At 39.4% G+C, this 21,917-nt stretch carries 25 protein-coding genes and 1 pseudogene; 9 read left to right on the forward strand and 17 right to left on the reverse strand.

Going from position 1 to position 21,917, the window contains the following annotated elements; all coding sequences use genetic code 11:
- Positions 1-567, reverse strand: coding sequence for a cupin domain-containing protein (locus CUU64_RS17090; RefSeq protein ID WP_101634868.1), 567 nt, complete (start codon positions 565-567; stop codon positions 1-3).
- A gap of 188 nt (positions 568-755) precedes the next feature.
- On the opposite strand from CUU64_RS17090, the gene CUU64_RS17095 reads away from it, so the two are divergent.
- Complete coding sequence (locus CUU64_RS17095) at positions 756-881, forward strand: YjcZ family sporulation protein (protein WP_101634837.1); 126 nt, start codon at positions 756-758, stop codon at positions 879-881.
- A gap of 220 nt (positions 882-1,101) precedes the next feature.
- The gene (locus tag CUU64_RS17100; RefSeq protein WP_101634838.1) at positions 1,102-1,431 is read left to right on the forward strand and encodes a four-helix bundle copper-binding protein; all 330 of its coding nucleotides are present in this window, start codon (positions 1,102-1,104) and stop codon (positions 1,429-1,431) included.
- A gap of 119 nt (positions 1,432-1,550) precedes the next feature.
- Here CUU64_RS17100 and CUU64_RS17105 read toward each other — a convergent pair whose 3' ends face one another.
- The 6 genes from CUU64_RS17105 to CUU64_RS17130 all read right to left on the reverse strand — a co-directional run bounded on the left by CUU64_RS17105 (position 1,551) and on the right by CUU64_RS17130 (position 7,230).
- The gene (locus CUU64_RS17105; protein ID WP_257985572.1) at positions 1,551-1,994 is read right to left on the reverse strand and encodes a C40 family peptidase; all 444 of its coding nucleotides are present in this window, start codon (positions 1,992-1,994) and stop codon (positions 1,551-1,553) included.
- Positions 1,995-2,215: 221 nt separating this feature from the next.
- A complete protein-coding gene (locus CUU64_RS17110; protein ID WP_101634839.1) occupies positions 2,216-2,836 on the reverse strand; it encodes a YdhK family protein in 621 nt (206 codons plus the stop codon).
- A 390-nt stretch (positions 2,837-3,226) separates the two neighbouring features.
- Entirely contained in the window at positions 3,227-3,472 is a 246-nt protein-coding gene (locus CUU64_RS23210) for a selenium-binding protein SBP56-related protein (RefSeq protein WP_101634840.1), read from the reverse strand.
- 180 nt (positions 3,473-3,652) lie between these two features.
- Entirely contained in the window at positions 3,653-4,381 is a 729-nt protein-coding gene (locus CUU64_RS17120) for an ABC transporter ATP-binding protein (protein WP_101634841.1), read from the reverse strand.
- Entirely contained in the window at positions 4,381-6,021 is a 1,641-nt protein-coding gene (locus tag CUU64_RS17125) for an ABC transporter permease (RefSeq protein WP_101634870.1), read from the reverse strand. Before CUU64_RS17125 ends, CUU64_RS17120 begins: the two co-directional genes overlap by 1 nt.
- Positions 6,022-6,144: 123 nt before the next feature.
- Complete coding sequence (locus tag CUU64_RS17130; protein ID WP_101634842.1) at positions 6,145-7,230, reverse strand: Fe(3+) ABC transporter substrate-binding protein; 1,086 nt, start codon at positions 7,228-7,230, stop codon at positions 6,145-6,147.
- A gap of 232 nt (positions 7,231-7,462) precedes the next feature.
- Here CUU64_RS17130 and CUU64_RS17135 point away from each other — a divergent pair, with 232 nt between their 5' ends.
- Entirely contained in the window at positions 7,463-8,878 is a 1,416-nt protein-coding gene (locus tag CUU64_RS17135; protein ID WP_101634843.1) for a PQQ-dependent sugar dehydrogenase, read from the forward strand.
- Positions 8,879-9,208: 330 nt separating this feature from the next.
- On the opposite strand, the gene CUU64_RS17145 is transcribed toward CUU64_RS17135, so the two are convergent.
- Both CUU64_RS17145 and CUU64_RS17150 read right to left on the reverse strand, forming a co-directional pair.
- Positions 9,209-9,769, reverse strand: a complete 561-nt coding sequence (locus CUU64_RS17145; protein ID WP_101634845.1) for a hypothetical protein — start codon at positions 9,767-9,769, stop codon at positions 9,209-9,211.
- A 416-nt stretch (positions 9,770-10,185) separates the two neighbouring features.
- Positions 10,186-11,322, reverse strand: a complete 1,137-nt coding sequence (locus tag CUU64_RS17150) for a DUF2515 family protein (protein WP_101634871.1) — start codon at positions 11,320-11,322, stop codon at positions 10,186-10,188.
- A gap of 116 nt (positions 11,323-11,438) precedes the next feature.
- Here CUU64_RS17150 and shc point away from each other — a divergent pair, with 116 nt between their 5' ends.
- From shc to CUU64_RS22755, 3 genes and pseudogenes are all read left to right on the forward strand, one after another.
- Complete coding sequence (gene shc / locus CUU64_RS17155) at positions 11,439-13,343, forward strand: squalene--hopene cyclase (RefSeq protein WP_101634846.1); 1,905 nt, start codon at positions 11,439-11,441, stop codon at positions 13,341-13,343.
- Positions 13,344-13,480: 137 nt separating this feature from the next.
- The gene (locus CUU64_RS17160) at positions 13,481-14,026 is read left to right on the forward strand and encodes an HXXEE domain-containing protein (RefSeq protein ID WP_101634847.1); all 546 of its coding nucleotides are present in this window, start codon (positions 13,481-13,483) and stop codon (positions 14,024-14,026) included.
- A gap of 599 nt (positions 14,027-14,625) precedes the next feature.
- A pseudogene (locus CUU64_RS22755) lies at positions 14,626-14,797 on the forward strand (formyltetrahydrofolate deformylase); the annotation flags it as partial.
- 207 nt (positions 14,798-15,004) lie between these two features.
- On the opposite strand, the gene CUU64_RS17165 reads toward CUU64_RS22755, so the two are convergent.
- Together CUU64_RS17165 and CUU64_RS17170 are read right to left on the reverse strand one after the other, a co-directional pair.
- Entirely contained in the window at positions 15,005-15,889 is an 885-nt protein-coding gene (locus CUU64_RS17165; protein WP_257985573.1) for a polysaccharide deacetylase family protein, read from the reverse strand.
- A gap of 201 nt (positions 15,890-16,090) precedes the next feature.
- The gene (locus CUU64_RS17170; protein ID WP_308302391.1) at positions 16,091-16,882 is read right to left on the reverse strand and encodes an isochorismatase family protein; all 792 of its coding nucleotides are present in this window, start codon (positions 16,880-16,882) and stop codon (positions 16,091-16,093) included.
- 130 nt (positions 16,883-17,012) lie between these two features.
- Here CUU64_RS17170 and CUU64_RS17175 point away from each other — a divergent pair, with 130 nt between their 5' ends.
- A complete protein-coding gene (locus CUU64_RS17175; RefSeq protein WP_257985574.1) occupies positions 17,013-17,660 on the forward strand; it encodes an isochorismatase family protein in 648 nt (215 codons plus the stop codon).
- Between the two features lie 21 nt (positions 17,661-17,681).
- Complete coding sequence (locus tag CUU64_RS17180; protein ID WP_101634852.1) at positions 17,682-19,013, forward strand: MFS transporter; 1,332 nt, start codon at positions 17,682-17,684, stop codon at positions 19,011-19,013.
- Positions 19,014-19,424: 411 nt separating this feature from the next.
- Here the strand turns inward: CUU64_RS17180 and CUU64_RS17190 are convergent, their stop codons facing one another.
- From CUU64_RS17190 to CUU64_RS22165, 4 genes are all read right to left on the reverse strand, one after another.
- Positions 19,425-19,934 carry an endonuclease domain-containing protein gene (locus tag CUU64_RS17190; protein WP_257985575.1) on the reverse strand — a complete coding sequence of 170 codons (510 nt, stop codon included), beginning with the start codon at positions 19,932-19,934 and terminating at the stop codon, positions 19,425-19,427.
- A 69-nt stretch (positions 19,935-20,003) separates the two neighbouring features.
- A complete protein-coding gene (locus tag CUU64_RS17195) occupies positions 20,004-20,228 on the reverse strand; it encodes a helix-turn-helix domain-containing protein (RefSeq protein WP_101634854.1) in 225 nt (74 codons plus the stop codon).
- Positions 20,229-20,500: 272 nt separating this feature from the next.
- Entirely contained in the window at positions 20,501-20,683 is a 183-nt protein-coding gene (locus CUU64_RS22970) for an HNH endonuclease signature motif containing protein (RefSeq protein WP_308302390.1), read from the reverse strand.
- 175 nt (positions 20,684-20,858) lie between these two features.
- Positions 20,859-21,035: a hypothetical protein gene (locus CUU64_RS22165; RefSeq protein WP_180954653.1), complete on the reverse strand. Its 177-nt coding sequence runs from the start codon at positions 21,033-21,035 to the stop codon at positions 20,859-20,861.
- 146 nt (positions 21,036-21,181) lie between these two features.
- Between CUU64_RS22165 and CUU64_RS17205 the strand changes: the two genes are divergently transcribed.
- The gene (locus CUU64_RS17205; RefSeq protein WP_101634872.1) at positions 21,182-21,361 is read left to right on the forward strand and encodes a DUF8096 family protein; all 180 of its coding nucleotides are present in this window, start codon (positions 21,182-21,184) and stop codon (positions 21,359-21,361) included.
- Positions 21,362-21,452: 91 nt separating this feature from the next.
- Here CUU64_RS17205 and CUU64_RS17210 read toward each other — a convergent pair whose 3' ends face one another.
- Positions 21,453-21,677 carry a hypothetical protein gene (locus CUU64_RS17210; RefSeq protein WP_101634856.1) on the reverse strand — a complete coding sequence of 75 codons (225 nt, stop codon included), beginning with the start codon at positions 21,675-21,677 and terminating at the stop codon, positions 21,453-21,455.
- Between the two features lie 42 nt (positions 21,678-21,719).
- On the reverse strand, positions 21,720-21,917 hold a 198-nt coding region (locus CUU64_RS17215), incomplete at its 5' end, for a hypothetical protein (protein WP_142383647.1).

The following is a 21,917-nucleotide window of genomic DNA, read 5'->3' on the forward strand; positions in this document are numbered from 1 at the left end:
TTATTCCACTGCCATTGCCTGTGCTTTCGTTACATGAACGGTTCCAAATGGATGCTGTGGAGGAGCATATATAGAATATAGCTTTAGAGGGATATTCCCTGTATTGGTTACATTATGCCACGTTCCAGCAGGAACCATAATCGCAAAATCATCATAAACATTGCGCACATAGTTTAAATCATCTTTTCTTTTACCCATTTGAACAACCCCTCGACCTTGTTCAATCCTTAAGAATTGGTCAACATTCGGGTGAATTTCTAATCCGATATCTTCTCCAACGTTAATACTCATCAATGTAACCTGCAAATGCTTTCCTGTCCACAAGGCGGTACGATAGGTATTATTCTGCTTTGTTGCCTCATTGATATTAACTACATACGGATTCGATCCATAGTCTTTTAGCTCAATTTGATTTCGTCCTTCTCCTGATTGATACAAACCCAATCTGTGAGCTTCATCAAGAATAGTCCGGTAATGTGGCTGTCTCACATTATTATACATTTGGAAATCACCATAATAGGTATTTCGTGGAGACTGCTCTGGATACTTGAAAGAGGAATAGTCCATCTTTTTCATTCCCTTCATAGATTTATACAGTATCCTATGCACCAGTTCCATTAAAAGCATTTATTTAATTGATAAAAAGACACACTTTTCACTAGGACAAACCCTCTACCCTGTCCGTTCAACTGGTTTGTACACAGTATGTAAATTGCAAGTTAGCTTTTCCACTAACACACAAAGGAGGAGAATCTATGGGTGAATACGCTAGCGGTGGCTATGGCGGTCCATTTGCTTTTATCCTTGTCATCTTCATAATACTGGTAATTATCGGTTGCACAGTTTGCGGCGGTTATTCATTATCATCATTTAAAGCCTGATAATAGGTTGAACCTATTATCAGACTTTTCCTACTTCACAATGATTTCTTGGACCGAAATTGCAGTAGATTTGCGGTTGATAAACAAGTTTCAGTTCATTATTATTCAAGGCTTTACGCAAGCCCAATTTCTAGCTGTTTCCAGGGATTTTTGTTTATTCCGTTTTTCAAACTTCCAACTGGGTAGAAAGAAAGTGAACATTTTTAAAGGAGGATCTGATATGACTCAGCAACAATATGAAGAATGTATTAAAGCGTGTTTAGACTGCATGGAAGCTTGCAATAATTGTTTCGACGCATGTTTACGAGAAGATCATGTTCACATGATGGCGGAATGCATTCGTCTGGATCAAGAATGTGCGGATATGTGCAGCTTCGCAGCTAAAGCTATGCAAACGAATAGTCCATTTGCTAAACAAATCTGCGCCCTATGCGCAGAAATTTGCGAAGCATGTGGAAATGAATGTAAAAAACATGACCATGAACATTGCCAAAAATGTGCAGAATCATGCTTTAAGTGTGCAGAGCTATGCCGCCAAATGGCAGCTTAAACCAAAAAATGTTCTTTATCGACTGCATTACCATTTAAATTTAAAGACGCGGAAAGAATTAAAAAGTACAGAAATCAGATGTAGTGAGACGCAAAAAAGAGAGCCATTGGCTCTCTTTTTTATATACGCTTAATACCAACTAGTTTTGGTTTCCAGTAAACATTGCTTGTGCTTGTAATAGAGACACCTTTAGAAGATGCAGAATGAATCATTTTTCCGCTACCAAGATAAATCGAAGCATGAGTTACTCTTGAAGCTCTATTTGGAGCAAAAAACATTAGATCTCCCGGTCTTGCTGAACTTATACTAACACGAGTACCTTTTTTGTACATTTCTGCTGCAGTGCGAGGCAAAGTCTTTCCTGCCTTGCCAAAAGAATATTTGATAAGACCTGAACAATCGAAACCGCTTGGCGTAATTCCGCCCCATCTATATTTAACTCCTAAGTTGCTTTTGGCAACTGAAATTGCTTTCGTATGATAAGTAGCTGCTTCACTCATGGTTGGTGCAGCAGTGGCTAATACAGATGCGATAGAAAGAGCTGCAATAATTTTCTTTAACAATATTTATTCCCCCTGGTGTGCTTTGCTAAACCTATATTAACTGAAAGTTGGTAACATTAGCATCACAGGAATATTACACTTATATTACAAATAAAAACTAGTAAAACCAATCTTCGACACATGTGGGGAATTTGACCTATAATTTCCTTGTGGGTATTAATAGGGCAGTTAATTACACAAAAAAGGGCACCTCGATAGATGCCCTTGTTAATCCACCATTATTAATGACCAGTGTGCCCTAGATCGTCACCTTCCAAAGGATAAATTTCATCTTCTGTGACCCATTGGTGATTTTCCACTTCTTTTCCATCTATTGTTGATATGTAGTCAACCATATAAATCGTCATTTGTTGTGCAGTCTTAATGGTAGCTTTGGCACCTTTCATACCTTCCATGTGACCAGCTTCTAGAGTAACTTCATCTCCAGGCTTAAAAGGTGTATCACTAGCATCCATCAATTCCTCGTGAATAACCCATTTATGATTTTTCACTCTTTCTCCACCTGTTGTTGGTGTATAAGAAACGGCATAGACAGTCGTATCATAAGCACCAACTATCTCAGCTTCCGCACCCTTCATGCCTTCCATGTGATCAGTTTCTAGTATCGCCTTACTTCCTACTTGATAGGTAGGATTCTCCGCCTCTTTTAAACCTTCAGGGACTTCTCCTGAACCAGAATGATTCATTTCTGAGTGATCCATGTTTTCGTCTTTCATATTGCCATGGCTTCCGTTCTCATAATTATTACTTTCCTGCTTGTCGTTTCCGCCATTTCCACATGCGGCTAAAAATAACGCCATGATTAAGGATATAAGAACAAGTGTAATCTTTTTACCTTTCATTACTATCTCCTCCTATCATTTCATTCATTTACTTTACAGGCATTCGTCTATCGTTTCATTTTCGAAGTGTTGATTACGCCTTTTCGCCATACTGGGAGAAGTATAATTTTGCTAACGTGGCTGAATCAAACCTTTCTACTTATTCAACATTATCCCCTTGTTGTTAGACGGTAGAATGGCTTTTATTCGAATCCTTTAGTTTTCTTCCCTCGCCTATATAGTAAAATACCCCCCAACCCTATATCAATCAGAATGAATTTTCCCTTGAATGTTTCGTGTTGGGCGGAACTTTGGTACAAAATAAAAAAGCCCGAAACGTTTCATTGCAACCGTTTCGGGGGCTATTTTTTCCCAACTGTCTGTTATAACTATTTTTTCAGAAATTTTTCCTTAATGTCCTGAATGAATGTGGACAGGACTTGTAACGTAACTATTCATCAAGAGTAGGAATACACCCACCCCAGTATGCAGGATAGCCCATGCCAGCAATATGCCTCCCGGTCCTCCATCGCCTTCCGCTGCTCCAAGTGCGCTGATAAAAATTCCTTCTGGCCCGCAGTGCACAGTATGAAGAGGGCTGTATCCAGTCCTTCGTTTTATCTCCTCCGGTTCTATTGTGTGACGGGAAAAGGCCAAGAAGCATTTTTAAGTGAAATCGCTGAATTTTTCAATCAGTTTACTCAAACAGCGATCATAGCTATCAAGAACGATATGAATCAACCCCATAATCATTTTACAACTTATAGGGATTTACTTTTAACTGCACAAAAAAGACGGTCACCTGGTCAAGGTAATCGTCTTTACATTTACATTCCTTTAGTTAGTTACTCGTCCTAGATTAACCTGAAGGTGTGTTTCTATATCTTCCGATAGAAGATCACATGGTCTACCTATCTGAGCAATTTTTCCGTCTTTCATAATTACGATACGATCTGCAAGCGACCGTGCATCCTCCCGGTCGTGTGTAACAAAAATACACGTAATGCCGGTTTGTTTTAGGATAGTGTGTAATTCATCACGAATTTTATATTGAAGCTCAGCATCAAGATTACTAAATGGTTCATCCAACATGAGTAAGGACGGATTTGGAGCAAGTGCCCGTGCTAGTGCCACACGCTGTTGCTGACCGCCGCTTAGTTCATGAGGATAGCGTTTTGCAAATTCCCCAAGCCCAACTAAATGTAAGACCTCGTATAGACGCTCATTTTTTTTCTTACTGCTCATTTTCTTTAGCCCAAATTTTATATTATCCGCTACATTTAAATGAGGAAAAAGAGCATAGTCCTGGAACACAAGCCCTACTCCCCTTTTTTCAGGCTGAACAAAATGGCGCTCATCAGATACAATATTGTTATTTATCACAATGGAACCACTATTAGGCACTTCAAGACCAGCAATTAACCTAAGAACGGTACTTTTACCACTTCCGCTATTTCCGAGGATAGAAACAATCTCCCCCTCTTCAATAGATAACCTAAAATCTTGGATGGTATGATTATTTGCATTTTTATATCGAAAATTTAAATTCTGTATCTCTACAAACATCAGCTTGGCTCCCTTTCCAAAACTTTATAAAAGAAAAAGATGGATAAAGCACTAATAAGAATGATTAAAATGGATGCTGAGGCTGCCTCATGTATTTGTTCATTTCCAGCATACTGGAACGCCTTTGTTGCCAGCGTATAAAAATTAAAAGGTTGTAAGATCATTGTCAAAGGCAGTTCTTTTAATATCTCAATAAAGACAAGAATAAACGCCCCGAATATCGAGCCTGAAATCATCCTCAGGTCAACTCTAAAGAAGGTCTGAGTGACTGACATGCCCAGTGTTCGAGATGCTTCTGTGAAGCTTAAACCAATTTTATCAAATCCTGACTCAATGGAGTTAAACCCTAAAGCCAAGAATCGAATCACATAAGCAAATATCAACATGAAAATCGTTATACTTAGAGCTACCGTTGGCGTAAATCCAAGCCTTGCAGAAATAGCAGCGATTTGTCTATCAAGAGAAAGAAAAAGTGACAGAACGCCCATTGCAATCACTGCTCCAGGAACTGCGTATCCAAATACAACAATTTTAGAAGTGACATTCGTAACATGTCCGCTAAATAAGCGATTAAAGTTCGCTATCACCAGTGAGATAATGACTATCGCAGAAGACGCCATAAGCGCAACATAGGTAGAATTCCAGATTAGTGTCAGGAATTCTGTACTTACTACCTTTTCATACGTCATAAATGTCCATTGAATTAATTGTATAAATGGAATCATAAAAGAAACCAAAAAAATGAAGCAAAAATATGCAATAACAGCCCAAGCTTTAACACCTGTTAATCTTATTGGTTGAAGTGGCCGGACTTTAGATGTGGTATAGCTAAACCTTTTCCGGCTTCTTAAAAGTCTCTCTACAAGTAAAACAATAACAACCAGTGACATTAACAAGCCCGATAGCTTAATGGCCGATCCAATGTCACCCATACCAAACCATGTTTGGAAAATTGCCGTACTAAATGTCTGGATTCCAAAATACTTGACCACACCATAGTCATTTAATACTTCTAATATGACCAAACTCACTCCACCAATGATGGAAGCCCTTGAAATGGGAAGGATAACACGAAAGAAAATTTCATAAGGATTTCTTCCCAAAATTCTAGCGTTTTCAACCAGGGAGGCAGATTGTTTTTCCAAAAAGCTCTTTGTTACGATATAGACATAAGGGAATAAAAAGATTGAATAAATAAAAATAACTCCAGGAATATTCATGATATTAAAATACTTTTGATCCACTGATAAATCAAATGTGTTTCTGAGTGTCACTTGAATGACACCCGTATAATTTAAGATTCCATGATAAGTGTAAGCACCAATGTACGGAGGAATAGCTAGTGGCAGAATAATCCCCCATTTAAAAAAACGTCTAAACGGAAATTCAAAAGCCGAAACAAACCATGCCATGCTCACACCAATTAATGTCGTTATGATTCCTGTGAAGATTACGATAATTATTGTATTTTGAACAAAACGGGTCAAAAGAAACTCTTTAATATGTTCCCAGTTTTCACTAGATTCAGAGAAGATTTGCACACCGATAAATACAGTAGGAAGCAAGACAATCATAATAAAAAGGATACTTAAGATCGACCAACTATTCAGGTAACGTTTCACTTGCTGCAACAAATCCATCATTCCTTACCTTTTGAAGAGAAGATTCATTTTGTGTTTTTATAAAGCGGATGCCGTATCGCTATGCAATACGGCATCCTTCTTGAATATTCTAGCTTTTTTAGGTTAGGAAGGAAAGATATATTATTTCCAGCCTACCTCATTAAAAATCTTTACTGCGTCTGCATTGTTCTCGCCAAGCTCAGATAAATTAAGATCCTGGGATTTAAATTCTCCCCATGATTTTAACAATTCAGATGGTTCAACCTCTGGATTCACCGGGTACTCAAAATTGGCTTCAGCAAATTTGCCCTGAGCTTCTTTGCTAGACAAGAACTCCATTAATTTTACTGCATTTTCCTTATTCTTTGCATGCTTAGTAAGTCCAATCCCACTCACATTGATATGAGTTCCGTTTGTCTCCTGGTTCGGGAAGAAAACACCTACTTGTTCTGCGACCTTTCTTTCTTCAGGATCTTCAGAATTTAACATAACTCCTACATAATAAGTGTTCATGATCGCAACGTCACCTTCACCAGCAACGATCGCTTTTGCTTGATCGCGGTCATTTCCTTGAGGGCTTCTGGCCATGTTGTTAACGATGCCTTTAGCCCATTCCTTTGCTTTCTCTTCACCATTTAATGAGATAAAAGAAGCTAAAAGTGATTGGTTATACACATTATCAGATGGACGCACAAGCACTTTGCCCTTCCATTCTGGATCTGTAAGATTTTCATAGGTAGATAGTTGCTTAGGATCTACACGATCCTTTGAATACACAATAACACGAGCTCTTTTTGTTAACCCGTACCACTCTTTATCTTTATCTCTTAAGTTTTCAGGAACGTTTTCAGAAAGAGTCTTGCTCTCTACACTTTGTAATAAATTCTTTTCTTTAGCCCAATGTAGTCTGCCAGCGTCAGAAGTCAAGAACAAATCTCCTTGAGTAGCTGCGCCTTCTCGAGACAGACGTTCAATTAATTCATTTTCTTCACCTTTTACTACATTTACTTTAATACCTGTTTGCTTAGTAAATTCAGCGTATAGTGCATCATCCGTTTCATAATGACGGCTAGTGTAAAGGTTCACTTCACCTTTGTCTTCACTTTTTGGAGCGCTTTCTTTTTTTGTAGAATTAGCTTTTTCTTCACCCGCTCCACATCCTGCTAGTATGGCAAGTGATAGTAAGGAGATTAGAGCAAAAACTTGTAAAAACTTTTTTCTAATCATAGTCGGTTTCTCCTTTTTATATGTAATAATGATTTTCATTCTCAATTATAGATGATAATGATTATCATGTCAATACTGAAATTTAAATTGGTAAGGTTGAACACTATAAATAAATCGAAAAATGTATTGACAAATCCCTTGACAAATTCCCCTGCCCTAATTTGGTACTAATAGAACAGTTCTAACAATATTCTTATAAAAGAAAAAAATAAGAAGGGAGTGTAAAGATTAGTTGAGAAAAGTTAAGGTTAGTTTACGGCCCATTGTAAGTAAGATAAATTTACCCACTGTTTTGAAAACTACTATACTTCCAGGTGACTCAATTGAAAGATTATTTATCGCAACCCAAGTAGGAGAAATCTTTTACATCGGAAACGGAGTGATAAGGACTTTTTTAAATATTCGCCCGCGAATCATAAAGCTAGGTATTTCTGGTGGTGGATATGATGAACGGGGATTGCTAGGATTAGCGTTTCATCCCGAATTTTATTATAACGGTCTGTTTTATCTTCATTATTCAGTGGCTGGAACTCAAGGTCCAGGTGCACTTCCTGAACCTTTTAAGCCCAACCCGTGTGATCCTAGAACTTTAAACCTAAGGTGGCTAAATAGAGAGACTCAATATGATCATATTGATACTGTTGAAGAATGGATTTTACAATCGAATGGTCAACCTGAAAAACGACGGACATTACTTAACTTAAGAAGACCATTTTTTAATCATAATGGTGTCAATAGCTTAAACTTTTCACCTGAAACAGGAAAACTTGTTTTAACAACCGGAGATGGTGGATCAGGCTATGATCCATTTAATTTAAGCCAGGACAGCATGGAAATCGCTGGTAAAATAATTGAAATTGATGTAGGTAAGAATACATTTATCTTTAATCCACCCGTGGTCTCACGTTTTAATGAACTTCCCGCACCTATCCATGAAACTCTTACGGTAATTGCCAAAGGGGTTCGCAATATACCAGGTATTTCATTTCAAAGGTTTTATAACCAATATATTAAATATGCAGGAAATGTCGGACAGGATTTGGTAGAGTCTATTTTTTCATTTGTGCATTATCAACCAATACCGGTTACTCAGCTTATACAAGCTTCTTTAATGAAATCTGAACCTGACCAAGAAGGATTCATTAACTTTGGCTGGCGAGGATGGGAAGGTGCTTTTCCTACTTCAATTATTAGGGGCTGCTCTGCAAATCCGACTATGGATGAGAAAACAATTGCTTATTACAATGAAGCAATAAAAACTTCAGTGAGTCGCCTTCAGCCTTTAACTAGTTATTTTCAGAAAGATCCCCGACCTGATAAATTCGGAGGAACTGCACTTACAGGAGTGCAAGCCTATATGGGAAAAGGAATCCCAGATTTAACGGGTAGCGTTGTGTTTACCGATCTTGCCCGGGATGAAAAATCTCAACCTACGGGTAGAGGGGTTTTAGCTTATACCAGAGTAAGAACAGATTGTAAACTAAATGATTTTAGTGTTATTGAAACCGATTATAATTTCGGGTCTCAATCAGCTTATTATGTTAATTTGGGAACGAATTTGGATCAAACAAGACTATATTTAGGGGTTTATGGCTCTACGAATGTGACTGATTTTAATCAAGGTACTGTTTTTGAAATTGTTCCATGATTGATAACTATAAATTTCTATTTAATACCAGACAAATCCCTTTCTTGGATTTGAATCGAAATATAAAACAAACAAGAGAGCAATATGCTGTCTCGTTTGTTTTTTTTCCGGGTATTCAAAAGCTGAACACCTTGATTTCATCTCAAATATTTGTATTTCTCCTCACAATAGAGGGACGTCCTACATCAGCAACCGGTGGAGGAGGCTTGGAAAGACCCATTGATGTTACCTTTCGAAAAACAAAATGAAATGTTATTACTGACTTTGGAATCTAATGGCCACCCGGACAAAAATCTATGCCGTTCAAAATACTGGCGATTTTGAGAGTCACTAAATTAGAATGGTCTTTAATTTTTTAAAAAAGAATAAAGCCATCTCAACCCATAACCAGGTATAAAGGAAAGAAAATAAAAAAATACTTGCTGCTGTAAGGAATGAAAAGGAATCGGATACGGCTGGACCAAGAACGGGAAAGTGGAAAACATATAGTAGACTCATAATTCCTATTGTTAAGAGAATGGCACCAATAGAAATAATGCTTAATCTCTTCTTGAAAAAGGAAAAAGCTGCGCCTATACCAACCCCTAACAACCCTGTTGTAAAAGGAAAAACGACTAGTTCAGTTGGAAACAGAATGAATAGCAACAGGATGGTAAGAAAATAAGACATCACCCCCATCTGAAGGGAAAACATGGTACCAATCAGAATGGGTAAAATGGCAAATGGGCTAATCAAATATCCGATTCCTAGTAAGAAGCCACCTGCTGCTTGAAGTAAAGCAGCCATACAGGCGAGAAAGGATCCTAAAACCAGCCTCTTCACTTTTGTATGTTTACGAAATTCTAATTGGGCAAATCGAACATCAACTGAAATTGAGTTAAAAAAATACATCGGTCCACCTCATTCAAACGGTATTTAGAACAATACAATATATTAACCATTGATTAGAGATGGAACTATGATAAAAAATCCAACGTTATGTAAGTCCGATTGATTACAAACTTGAACACCTTAAAAAAGTTGTCTAGTTTAGTGTTGACATACCAGTTTTTTTATGACATAAAAAGAAAAAAGCCACTAAATAGTGGCAGCATCCAAACGTACTTAAACCGTTTGTTTAAGTACAAAAGTTCACAAACTTATTTCCTTATTACGAACCTGTGATCCTAATTACAAAGGTACAAAACAGAGTAGCAACAAAACTTATAATAGATATTAGGTGGATTTTTTATCAAAATTTATACAATAATCATTCCACATTACACCGGCATCATTTGAACAGTGTCAGGACCACCGCTCGTTAATGATTATTCTTCTTCTCGTAACAGAAGGGCTTCCTTCGCCATAACCGCAAGTTCAATTGTTTCAAGGGTTTTGCAATAATTATTTAAAATCTCTCCATTCAAACTGACTTCTTTATGAATATAATCCAGAACATGCCAATCCCGAAACCAATCTCCGCTCTTCGCATCTTCATGAGGGGTATTCGGCCAGGCGTATTTTAAAGGCGGGCTGTACAGCCGCTCGGCGCCCTTTCTCAATACGCAATTCTTGACCCGTCGCTTATAAAGGGATCGGGGAAAAGATTCATATACATCATTAAACAAATCAGGCCAATAATCTTTCCGTGATCCCGTGTGAGGGCGTGCATGCGCCCATGTCAAGACCCCCGCCAGAATCTTTTCACGCTGAAAAAGAAGGGAATACAATTTTTTTCCGAATAAAATTCTTTCGTGGAGCGAAGTGAAATACCGTGAAGTGGCGCCGGCAAGTGAAGTTTTCTCCCTTTTTTCCCCTGCCCAGTAGGGAAAAAGAATGTTATTGAGACGCAAAAAATCATACGCTTTGAAGCTGACCGTACCGGTTACGGTTTTTTTGAAATGATTATTTTGAATCAATCCTTTTTCCAAATAGTTTTGTTCATTTATCACCATCGCAATCGCCAACGTATAGCTATCCCCGCTGCGCCAAAAATAACGCCACATCGTTTCCATGAAGGTGGAAGTGTAAAAAAAAGGTAAAAGATGGAACATCCCTTGGCTACCCCTCACACTCAGGTCATAAACCAAAAATTGAGGAAACACATCTTGAAAAATCAACCAACTGCCGCGTTCCAAAAAAGAAAAAAAAGCTTTCTGATCTCTTTCAGGCAGAAGTTTTGTCAGTAATTCCCCTTTTAAATCCGTCATGTTCCATCCGACGTTTCGCGATACCATATGTCCGAGAAGGGCCCAATGTATTTCAGGGTGCTGAAGGTAAAACTGAAAATAAGCTTGCGTCCGTGTTACATTGTTTTGGTTAAGTTGTCTCGTCTGTTCTCTTATAAGGTGAATACATTGTTTCTCATATTCTGATAAACAGGGCAGTAGGTCGGAAGATTTCTTTTTCATCTTTTTTTTTAATTCTTTTTTTACATCTGACAAAGAATCCAGCAAAAACGGCATCATCCCTTATCAAAGTTCATTTTGACTGTATCGGTCACCCCCTTCAAAGGAATGCATATTCATATTGCACACGGAATATGAATACAAAGATGAATATTTGGGAGAGGATGGGAAATATGAGGCATCGGGTATATAAGGAAATTAACAGAATCGCCAACCAGTTCGTCCAAGACCAATCAGAGGACGGGGCCTGGCATTATCCTTTCGAGACCGGGATCGCTACGGACTGCAGTATGATTATCTTATTACGGACATTGGAGATAAATGATGAGGAGTTCATAAAAGAATTGGTGAAACGTATCGCCGGAAAACAGCAGGAAGATGGGTCTTGGAAGCTGTTTCATGATGAGGAAAAAGGGAATCTAACAGCTACTGTGGAAGCTTATTATGCCCTTCTTTATTCTGGTTACCGGGATCGAAAGGACCAGGAAATCCTGGCAGCGAGACAGTTTATTATGGCCAACGGAGGGGCCACGGAGGTCCATATGTTTTTGAAAATCATGTTGGCCATAACAGGACAATGTGAGTGGCCGCACTTCCCCATTAATATTGAAGTGATGCTTTTACCAGACTCCTTTCTAATCAATCTTTTTGACCTCTCCGTGTACGGAAGAGCCAACATTATCCCTTTTTTAATTCTCGCCAATTTGAATTATCGTAGGAGAACGCAAAGATCGCCCGATCTCTCAGATTTGTTTCAAAAAAGAGAAGTTCGTTTTTTTACAGAGAATCCATCAGAAGAGGCCCGCTCGGTGATCAATTTGATTAAACAGGGCATTCAGGCTCTAAAAAACCCTGGAAACCTTCGCGAATTGTCATTATATCGCGCCGAAAAATATATGCTGGACCGAATCGAACCGGACGGCACCTTTTGTAATTATTCCAGCTCAACTTTTCTAATGATTTTTGCCTTACTGGCGAGGGGGTATCCCAATACACATCCAGTGATTACTCGTGCTGTGCAAGGTTTAAAAGAGATGACCTGCCGGATTGACGGAGAACTTCACTGCCAGTATACGACGGCTTCGGTCTGGAATACGACTTTAATCAATTATGCTCTGCAAGAATCAGGAGTTCCCTATTCATCCAACACTATTCAAAAAGCAAATCATTACATTCTCTCCCGTCAGCATCTCAAATACGGGGATTGGGTCATTCATGAACCGAACCTGTTACCGGGAGGTTGGGGGTTTGGGGACAGTAACACGATCCAACCAGATATTGACGACACCACTGCTGCACTGAGAGCGATACGTACTTTGGCCATAGAGCAAGTGGATTGCCGGCAAGCATGGGATCGTGGAGTAAACTGGCTCATTTCCATGCAAAACAATGACGGCGGTTGGGCGGCATTCGAAAAGAATGTGGACAAGAAAGTGTTGAACTTGTTACCGATAGAGGGTGGAAAAGATTTATTGATTGATCCGTCGACTGCTGATTTGACGGGAAGGACTTTAGAGTTCTTCGGAAACTATACCCATTTGGATCTTCACCATCCGATGGTGAAAGGTGGAATTCGTTGGCTGTTACGGCATCAAAATTCAGATGGTTCCTGGGTGGGGCGATGGGGCGTGTATATTTATGGCACATGGGCGGCCGTAACGGGATTGGTTGCAGTTGGGGTTCCCACGAATCATCCAGCTATTCAAAACGCTCTAACTTGGTTGCGGAAAATTCAGAATCCCGACGGGGGTTGGGGAGAATCCTGTAAAAGTGATATCAAAAATTGTTATGTGCCCTTGGGCGAAAGTACCCGCACTCATACCGCTTGGGCCCTTGACGCACTCATCTCGGCCGCAACTGGAGTTACGCCTGAAATTGAAAACGGTGCAGCTTTTTTAGTGGATAAGAAGGAAAAAGATTGGACGACGACCTACCCTAAAGGAAGGGGAATGGCAGGATCCTTTTATCTCAATTATCATTGTTATGAATATGTTTTTCCATTGATTTCCCTGGCCCATTATCAAAAATTAACTGGTGGACAGCTCCTAACAGGTTTGTCACACAAGGATTTTAATTAAGATTTGTGTATTCAAAAAAACTCTTGAGTGACCTTTGGCATACTTTTATATCCTTTCCCATAAAATGAACAAACCACAACCGACGGCAGTCTTGGGCAAAAAAGAAATCTTACCAACTAAAAGGAGGCAGACAAAAGATGCTAGGGGCGCTCCACCAATTTTTGGATCTTAAAACATTAATTTGGTTGTTTCCCATCATTTTTATATTCCATGACTTAGAAGAGATCATAACCATTGAATCTTCTATGGCTGCAAACAAAGACAGCTATCCGAAAACTAACTTTGTCGAACTAACATTAAGAATGAGGGAGAAACTAGGTTCGACCGCTGCCCAGCTTGCTGTTTCGGCTACATGGATTTTATTGATTATATCATTCACTGCAGTGATGACCGCCCATTTTTCATCTAACGGAGCGGGTTTTCTTTTATTTACAGCCATTCTTAATTTATTTGTTTTGCAGGCATTGATGCATATTGTTCAAACCATCATGTTCAGGGGCTACACGCCTGGCATCATAACTTCACTGTTCCTCCTTACCCCATACTGCCTCGTTACATATTATTTTTTAGTCGAATATGGACAGATGGACTGGCATTTGATATTCACCAGTCTTCCGGTTAGTTTGATTTTGATCCTGGTTTTCCTAGTTGGCAATCTTTTAGGCCGTTATTTTGTTCGATAATTGGCCCACCCTTTACTTTAAGAACTGCATGCTACTACTCTGTCCATATCTTTCTCACTTCCCAAATTTCATCTTCTCTTATTTCATACTTTATATTTGCTTCATCTAAACGCTGAATTTGATTATCGGCTTTATCTGTCCAATATGTATAAGTTTCTCCTGTACTATAAGCCGATAGTGTAATGAGTACGACAAAAGTAATGAAAAATATATTTTTTATATAACTCTCCCTCCACCTTTAAAATTATCATGAAAATCCATTATTCTTATTAAACATTACTGCTCCGTTTGTTCAATTGGAAGCGCCGATAGCATTCAATATCCTGGACTAAATCGCCTTTTGCAGCCATTAATCAGCTAGGTCAACCAGCACCTCCCCTACCCCCGCATGGTCCTCTCGGAGATAACCTGCACGGATGGCAATAGCCGAACGATAATAGTCCTCTGCAAGCGAATAGTGGCGGAAACATCAATCAGACCATTGTTGGAATGTCTTCTTCCATAGTAGAGCAGCTACACGCGGCTTAGAAAAAATGATGATACTATTGGGAAACGGACTAAACTAATATTTAATCGTAGTGTTCTTGTTAATGCAGGGGCGAGGTGTCAAACTCATAAGGGAGACCTCTGACTATGTAAACAATTATCTTAATGAAGGGCCGATCATTGAGCAGAACCTCGGCCGTGTCGAATACCGCAATAATTCCGACAGTGTAAAAAAATGGCCGAAGAATTGAAAGAAGCGTTTTTCTGGCCCGTGCGGTAAAATAGCATCTGGAAGACCGGATGATCGTACATCCGAATGAAACGAGGTTTTCTTATAAAATATGGTTTAAAAAGACTAAAGGGAGGGTTTTGTCACCTCCCTTATTTTCTTAATCCTTTTAAAGAATTGACGTGACATTCCTACCTTTGGTTTTAGGTTACTTGTAAAGCTAAACCCTAGGAATTTCTCTTCCAATCAAGGGTATCAACCTTCTATTTAACTTCTGCATATAGTTCGTGTCTGCAATGTTCAATGATTTCCGAACCGGTGGCCACCCATACGTCTTCGTGGCTGGTAATGTGTTGTAATGCTTTTTCAAAATATTTACTTCTGAATGGATGTCCGATTAAGAAGGGATGTAAACAAATCGACATTACCCTGCCGTTCTCCGCACCTTCCTGGTAAAGGACATCAAATTGGTCAATAATCATTTGGCCGAATTGCTCTGGAGTATGCCCGAAGCTTAGGAAGGACGTGATGTCATTCATTTCAATCGAATAGGGGATAGAGTAAAGTGACCCGTTATTTCTGACTTTCATTGGGTACGGCTGATCATCGTTTACCCAATCAGCCACATATTCTACCCCTGCTTCCGCTAGTAAATCTGGAGTATGATAGGTTTCCGTTAGTGCCGGTCCAAGCCAGCCTTGTGGTCTTTGTCCCGTACTCGCTTCGATCGTTGAAAGCACATTTTCAATGATTTGCTTTTCCTCTTCTTCGCTAATCCCTGTGAGAAGAGTAGAGTTTGTTTTGCCGTGACCCATAAACTCCCAATCTAATTTTTTAGCTGCTTCGATGATTTCAGGATAATTCTCGCAAACTTCCGAGTTCAGTGCAACTGTACCTTTCACATTGTACTTCTGCATGACCTCCATCATTCGCCAAATACCTACGCGAACACCGTAATCACGCCAAGAGTAGTTTAGTATATCTGGATTAAAACTCGCCGTTCCTCCATAAATCGAAGTCGATGGCTGATCGATGTGAAAATGTTCAATATTCGGTATTACCCATAAGGCAACTCTTGCGCCATTTGGTAATTTCAAAGGTTTACGACTGATAATAGGGGAAAAATCAAACCGAGTATTATTCATCATACATTCTCCTCTTAAATGAAATGGTTGTATCATCTGAGAAGTTGAAAGTTTGTTAAAAGTTAATAAACTTATTCAAACTTGACTTTCTATTGCCATCCTAATGGAACCTTTAAAGGATTTCTACTAAACTGTTAGATAACCTAACAGTGATTTTTATCAACTATTTGCCCAAACAAATAAGCTTTGCATCGTCTGCAAAGCTTATTTTCTCCCATATAAAAATCGTACTACCTCTTGAGTCGATACGACATCTCCTAGTTTTCTGCTGATGTCTTCGATATTGCTCCGGTGAATAAATTCATCGCGGTCGCCAACAGCGTCCAGAGGGACAATCGGCTTAATCCCATATTGTAATGTTTCTGTAGCCACAGCCCGGACTGCACCGCTAGTTGAAAATCCACAGATAATCAGCGTATCGCAATTTTGTTTCCTCAAAAGATTCAATAATTCTGTCTCGTAGTAGATGGAGAAATACTTAGAAAGAAGGTGCGTATCTCTTTCCCGGCCCTTGATGCGGGGATCTAATTCGATCTCCTCTATTCCCCGTTTTAAGGAACTAATAATGGGGATTTTTTTTTGATAAATCTCTAGTCCTGGATCGTTTTCAACAAAAATCGAATGGGCAAAAATAACGGGACAATCCGTTTGATGTGCGGTATCAACCAGTCTGGAGATTTCCTCTATTTCTTTGTCCCAGCTGCCGTGAAGCGGATATTCTTTATTGGTAAACGCCGTATTACAGTCAATGACGAGCAGAACAGGTTGCGTTCCAAATCCTATTTTTCCAGAGAACCCTTTATTTAAAAAGAAATGCTCAATCTCCGAGGTGGAATATCTCCTTTGGCCTCCTGGGGTATAGTAAACACGAATACCATAACCTCTTACTTCATTATCCGTTTCTAATCTTCTAAGCGTTGTAGGAGAAATTCCTAGTAATTTTGCTGCCTCTTTGATAGGTACTAAAATAAGAGTTCCTCTCCTTTTTCTGTAAATCTAATCCTATCTTAACAGAAAAAAGTTGTAAGAAAAGTCAAAAAAATATTTTGACTAGTTTTTTAGCATTATGATATATTTTGGTTAAGTTTGGTAAGTTTTATGATTTTGAAATAGGGAGATGATTCTAGTGGAAAATAATAAGGAAACAGCGTTTTTTGAACAAAGAGGTTTTGGAAAACAAATTGGTTTTGGGGATAAACCAGCCATACTGGTGATTGATTTAATTCATGCTTTTACCGATTATCAAAATCCTGAGATGGTACTTGCTGCAGATTTAGACCAGCAAATCTCTGAAACAAACCGTTTATTGGATGCTGCTTCCACACTAGACATTCCTGTCATTTACACATCAGTAAGTTATGATGACAATTTTAAGGAGGCGGGAATTTGGGCGTTAAAACAAAGCGGTGTCATGACATTGCGGACAAATACAAAGGCAGTAGAAGTAGATGAACGATTACATACAAATCCAAAACATACAACGATTGTGAAAAAGTATGCGTCTGCTTTCTTTGGAACTGATATGGTATCACGTCTCGTTTCCCAACAAGTGGATACGGTGATTATGACTGGCTGCACGACCAGCGGGTGCGTGCGGGCAAGTGCTGTCGATGCGCTGTCTTATGGCTTTAGACCAATGGTTGTAGAGGAAGCGGTAGGGGACCGGTCAGAAGCGGCCCATAAACAAAGCCTATTTGACTTACAAGCGAAATATGCCGATGTGGTATCGGTCAATAGAGTATTAGAATACTTTAATATGCTCAAACAATCGTAAACAGGAAGGGGATCTGTTCCCATGCCTTTAATATGGGCTATAGCCTTGGGTATTTTGTTAAATCCCCTGAATTCATCGATGATTTCAGTGGCTTTAGCACGGCTGCAAGTTCAGTTTGACTTATCTTTTGTAGATGCATCATGGCTTATTTCTACCTATTATTTAACCAGCTCTATTGGACAGCCGATTATGGGTAAATTAAGTGATACGTTTAACCGGAAATATTTATTTTTAATCGGTTTAACCTTTGTGGCTGTCTCTTGTCTTTTGGCGCCTTTTTCTCCAAACTTCGAGAGCCTTGTAGCCATTCGGATGATTCAGGCGGTTGGCAGTTCCATGCTTTATCCGGCAGGGATGGCCACTGTTAGAAAACAAATAACGAAGAATCAAGCGCGGATGTTTGCGATTTTAAACATGTTCTCGTCCATATCCGCTGCCTTTGGACCAACCATTGGCGGTCTAGTCATCGGGGCAGCAGATTGGGAAGCGATATTTTGGATTAATTTTCCGATTATCATTCTTTCTTTTATTTTAACGCTTAAATTCTTCCCTAGTAATACTGTAGAGAAAAGAAAAACCTCGCTGGATTATGCTGGGGTTGTCTTATTTTCTCTCACTCTAATCAGTTTGTTATTCTTTTTATTATCATTAGAGATGAAACCCAATTGGGTCAGTTTGGGTTTGTTTATTCTAGTTGGAATAGCTTTTTATACATATGAAGCAAAAAGGCTGGATCCCTTTATTGATGTAAAATCGTTTCGGAGTAATCGAAATGCCAGCATCGTTTATTTACAATACATTTTAGTCAACATTCTGTTTTACTCGTTGTTTTTCGGGGTACCTTCCTATTTGCAGCAGGTCATGCATTATAGTGCCAGCTTCACTGGAATCATGATGCTTTCCGTTGCTGGATTCGGTGTTATCGTCTCACCAATAGCTGGCAAATGGATTGATCAAACTGGGACGTCCAAGCCTGCTTTAATTGCAGGCAGTTTTACAGCCATTATTGGAACAGGATTGCTCATGACCTTCCATGAAGCGACTTCTCCTGTTTACATTTTTTTTGTTTTATGCATACTAGGCTGTACCAATGGGTTCAACAATCTCGGACTTCAAACAGCCCTGTATACATTCGTCAAACGTGAAGAAACTGGTATCGCATCTGGCTTATTTATGACTTCACGCTACATCGGAACGATTTTTTCATCAAGCTTGCTCGGCCTATTTTTTGCTGATCGTGTATCTTTAGCAGGATTTCATCTGGTAGCCGTTTCCGGTTTGATTATTGGCTGTTTGATACTAATCCTTACGTCACGCCTTCCAGGGAAGGTTAGAGAAGGTTCTCCTGGTTGAGGTGCCTGACACTATCCGAGGAAGAGGAAGTGTGAGGTAATATCCCCTCTTAAAGGGACAAGTTCTTATATATATCTATAAGAACTTGTCCCCTTCCGTATTAAATTTAGCGAATTTCATCGCCTGTATTGGGTTTATACGAGGGGGGTCACAAACAGTTAAGAAACAATTTCTTCAAATCAAAGTTTTTCATTTCGACTTAACTCTTATCCCTCCCCCGCGTATTTCCCTAAAGAGCACACATCCAGGGTTCGAAAGTGCCAGCCTAGCCCTTTCGAATGTTTCAGAACCTGGTTTCGAAAGGGAGCCTGGTCCTTCCGAATGTTTCGGAACCTGGTTTCGAAAGGGCGCCTGGTCCTTCCGAATGCTTCGGAATGTCCATTTGATTACGGCCTTCCGAATGTTTGCAAATTACAAATGCGGGGGGATTCCTATGGGAACTATTGTTGGTATAGGTGGTACATTAGATGTATAGAATCTTGTCATACCTTTAGAGGGCATCTTTATAAGGGAGGATGTCACTAATGGACAAATAAAGAAAGACGGTCGGCAGATCCTTATATATTTGCCGGCCACTAAACCGCAGTACCTTCCAGCCACTCTCCGCAAATAAGCATTTTTTCTTCGGTCTTGCGCTTTTTGTTCTGGACTACTATGATACGCCTTGCCATCACATTCAATAGCAATTCTATAAGCAGGAAGCGTTAGATCAATACGGTATTTACCACATGGTACCTGCGATTTGACATATTCGCCCCTTAAAATCAATGCATCATCTAACCTTCGTTCAATAGGTGACTCTAACTTTTCACGCTCTAGATCCCCTGTGATCTGCTCTTTAAGAACAAATTCTTTTTTTGCCTTTAAATAAAAGAAAAAGGCAGAGAAAAGCAATAGAAAGAAGACTGCCGCACCAATCATACATAAACCTCCAGTGTTTAATGCTGCAGCAGTCTTTCCTTTCTGACGATGTCTGATACTCCGCGTTGTTTATATATCAAAAAAATCCTCCGTTTTAGCCCCAGGATCTATTTGCCTTATAGCTTTCATTATTTTCTTAATCACGTTTCCCGATGGAACATAATCAGGATTAGTACAAATACGTGAAACAGTATTCCTGCTAACTTTTGATGCTTTCACTAATTCCTCTTGGCTATAACCCTCTTTATCTAAGAATTTCCCTAATTTACTCCTTGTTTTCCTTTCCCAAAACATGATGGATCTCTCCCTTGATTTCTTAGATGCATTATTGACGAAGTTTTTATTATTTATACGAAAGGTTTCCATCTGCTAACAATCTTTCACAGCGTTTGGTGAACATTCATCACTCAACAAAAAAATTTCGAGAAATTGGGAAACGTGTACAAGCAGTCTGTATATCCTTTATCAAGGCACCTATCATGGTACCTAACAAGGTAGATAACATGGTAGTTAGCAAATTCTGGCCAAAGTAACTGCCAAGGTATTTAACAGGCATTTGATCCCCCCTACCCCCTTCCGAATCCTCCGTCTTTTGTGGCTGTCTTGTGGCTATGACATGGCTTGCATAGGGTCTGCCAGTTGCTCGAGTCCCAGAATAGGGCTTGATTGCCCTTATGTGGCTTGATGTGGTCAACGTCCGTGCCGGGTCTTCCACACTCAACGCATAGAGGTAACCGTGCCAGGTGCATGGCTCGTGCCTTCCTCCACTTGCTGTTGTATCCTCGTTGAGTGGCTGTCCCTCTCTGCTTGTCTTGCTCCAGCTTGTACTGTTGGTAGGCTGCCTCATGCTGTTCACAGTACCGTTGACGGGTGAGTTGATTGCAGCCTGTTCTGTTGCATGGTTTCAATGGTCTGAGTGCCACGTTACTCACTCCTGATCCATTTAACCAGTGTGTGTTTGGTGATTAGAACGATTAATCTTGGGTACTCATACCATCTGAAGATGTACTCCTTGTGTGCTGTCTTCCACATCATGAATGGCCAGCCATACCATTTGATTACAAGATTCATATCAAAAGCCAAACCCTTAGTTGGATTCATGGTGTAGTAACAACCTAATGCAAGCCTTTGCTTTCCTTCAGGTAATCGTGCCCTTATCTAATCCCTCCCATAAAAAATAGCTATCCAATGGACAGCCTCCTTGTTATGATGTATAAGTTAAATTCCATATGAAGGTGATTACACTGATTGAAGAAACTAAAGAACTCAATGGCTATGACACAACCATTGTTTATGACTACAAAGAGTATCCTGATATCAAGAGCGGACGATGTGACAATTGTGATCACTCACTATTTAAAAGCTCTGCGAAAGATAATAAGTTCCTTAGAGAATGCAGCAATTGCGGAATGAAGAAGAGTATTTGACTTTACAACTTTTGTCCTATATATTGGAGACTATTCCAATTTATGCGCATAACATTGGAGATCGGGACCTCACTGTGAAAGGTGAGGTTTTTTATTTCCTCCTTAACGCTCCACCCACACGCTTGTATGTATCACGATTCATCCCCATGATGTCCACCCAGTTTACCTTTTCTTCCTTCTTCTTTTTATCCGGTGGTTTACCGCGGTAAGATTTACCCTTCCTCTTCTTCATCTGTCCTGTCATCTGCTTAAGCTTCTTTCTTTCAGAATCTTTTAAGTGGTCAACTATCTTCACCTCATCACCTTCTTTGTACAAAATAAAAAGCACCCCGAAGGATGCTTTTTTTAATCATTTTTATTATTTTATAATGACATTTGCAAAATTCATTACACCGTTATCTATTTGTCCACTGAAGACAACTTCCAGTTTTGTTATATTTTCAATTTGTAAATCAACATTTGCTGGCAAGTCAGCAACTTTTAGATCATATGTTGCAATCAATTCCCCATCTCCATAAATCTCGAAATGATGCTCTCCCCAATTAGTACCATCCTC

It is taken from the genome of Bacillus sp. V5-8f, from assembly GCF_002863565.1.
In the GTDB taxonomy this organism is placed as follows: Bacteria; Bacillota; Bacilli; order Bacillales; family DSM-1321; genus Peribacillus.

What these genes read in the sequence shown, in the direction of transcription:
- CUU64_RS17090 (WP_101634868.1), bottom strand. Translation starts at nt 567, where the DNA reads ATGGACTATTCCTCTTTCAAGTATCCAGAGCAGTCTCCACGAAATACC.
- CUU64_RS17095 (WP_101634837.1), top strand. Translation starts at nt 756, where the DNA reads ATGGGTGAATACGCTAGCGGTGGCTATGGCGGTCCATTTGCTTTTATC.
- CUU64_RS17100 (WP_101634838.1), top strand. Translation starts at nt 1,102, where the DNA reads ATGACTCAGCAACAATATGAAGAATGTATTAAAGCGTGTTTAGACTGC.
- CUU64_RS17110 (WP_101634839.1), bottom strand. Translation starts at nt 2,836, where the DNA reads ATGAAAGGTAAAAAGATTACACTTGTTCTTATATCCTTAATCATGGCG.
- CUU64_RS17120 (WP_101634841.1), bottom strand. Translation starts at nt 4,381, where the DNA reads ATGTTTGTAGAGATACAGAATTTAAATTTTCGATATAAAAATGCAAAT.
- CUU64_RS17125 (WP_101634870.1), bottom strand. Translation starts at nt 6,021, where the DNA reads ATGGATTTGTTGCAGCAAGTGAAACGTTACCTGAATAGTTGGTCGATC.
- CUU64_RS17130 (WP_101634842.1), bottom strand. Translation starts at nt 7,230, where the DNA reads ATGATTAGAAAAAAGTTTTTACAAGTTTTTGCTCTAATCTCCTTACTA.
- CUU64_RS17145 (WP_101634845.1), bottom strand. Translation starts at nt 9,769, where the DNA reads ATGTATTTTTTTAACTCAATTTCAGTTGATGTTCGATTTGCCCAATTA.
- CUU64_RS17150 (WP_101634871.1), bottom strand. Translation starts at nt 11,322, where the DNA reads ATGCCGTTTTTGCTGGATTCTTTGTCAGATGTAAAAAAAGAATTAAAA.
- shc (WP_101634846.1), top strand. Translation starts at nt 11,439, where the DNA reads ATGAGGCATCGGGTATATAAGGAAATTAACAGAATCGCCAACCAGTTC.
- CUU64_RS17160 (WP_101634847.1), top strand. Translation starts at nt 13,481, where the DNA reads ATGCTAGGGGCGCTCCACCAATTTTTGGATCTTAAAACATTAATTTGG.
- CUU64_RS17165 (WP_257985573.1), bottom strand. Translation starts at nt 15,889, where the DNA reads ATGATGAATAATACTCGGTTTGATTTTTCCCCTATTATCAGTCGTAAA.
- CUU64_RS17180 (WP_101634852.1), top strand. Translation starts at nt 17,682, where the DNA reads ATGCCTTTAATATGGGCTATAGCCTTGGGTATTTTGTTAAATCCCCTG.
- CUU64_RS17190 (WP_257985575.1), bottom strand. Translation starts at nt 19,934, where the DNA reads ATGATTGGTGCGGCAGTCTTCTTTCTATTGCTTTTCTCTGCCTTTTTC.
- CUU64_RS17195 (WP_101634854.1), bottom strand. Translation starts at nt 20,228, where the DNA reads ATGTTTTGGGAAAGGAAAACAAGGAGTAAATTAGGGAAATTCTTAGAT.
- CUU64_RS22970 (WP_308302390.1), bottom strand. Translation starts at nt 20,683, where the DNA reads ATGCACCTGGCACGGTTACCTCTATGCGTTGAGTGTGGAAGACCCGGC.
- CUU64_RS22165 (WP_180954653.1), bottom strand. Translation starts at nt 21,035, where the DNA reads ATGAATCCAACTAAGGGTTTGGCTTTTGATATGAATCTTGTAATCAAA.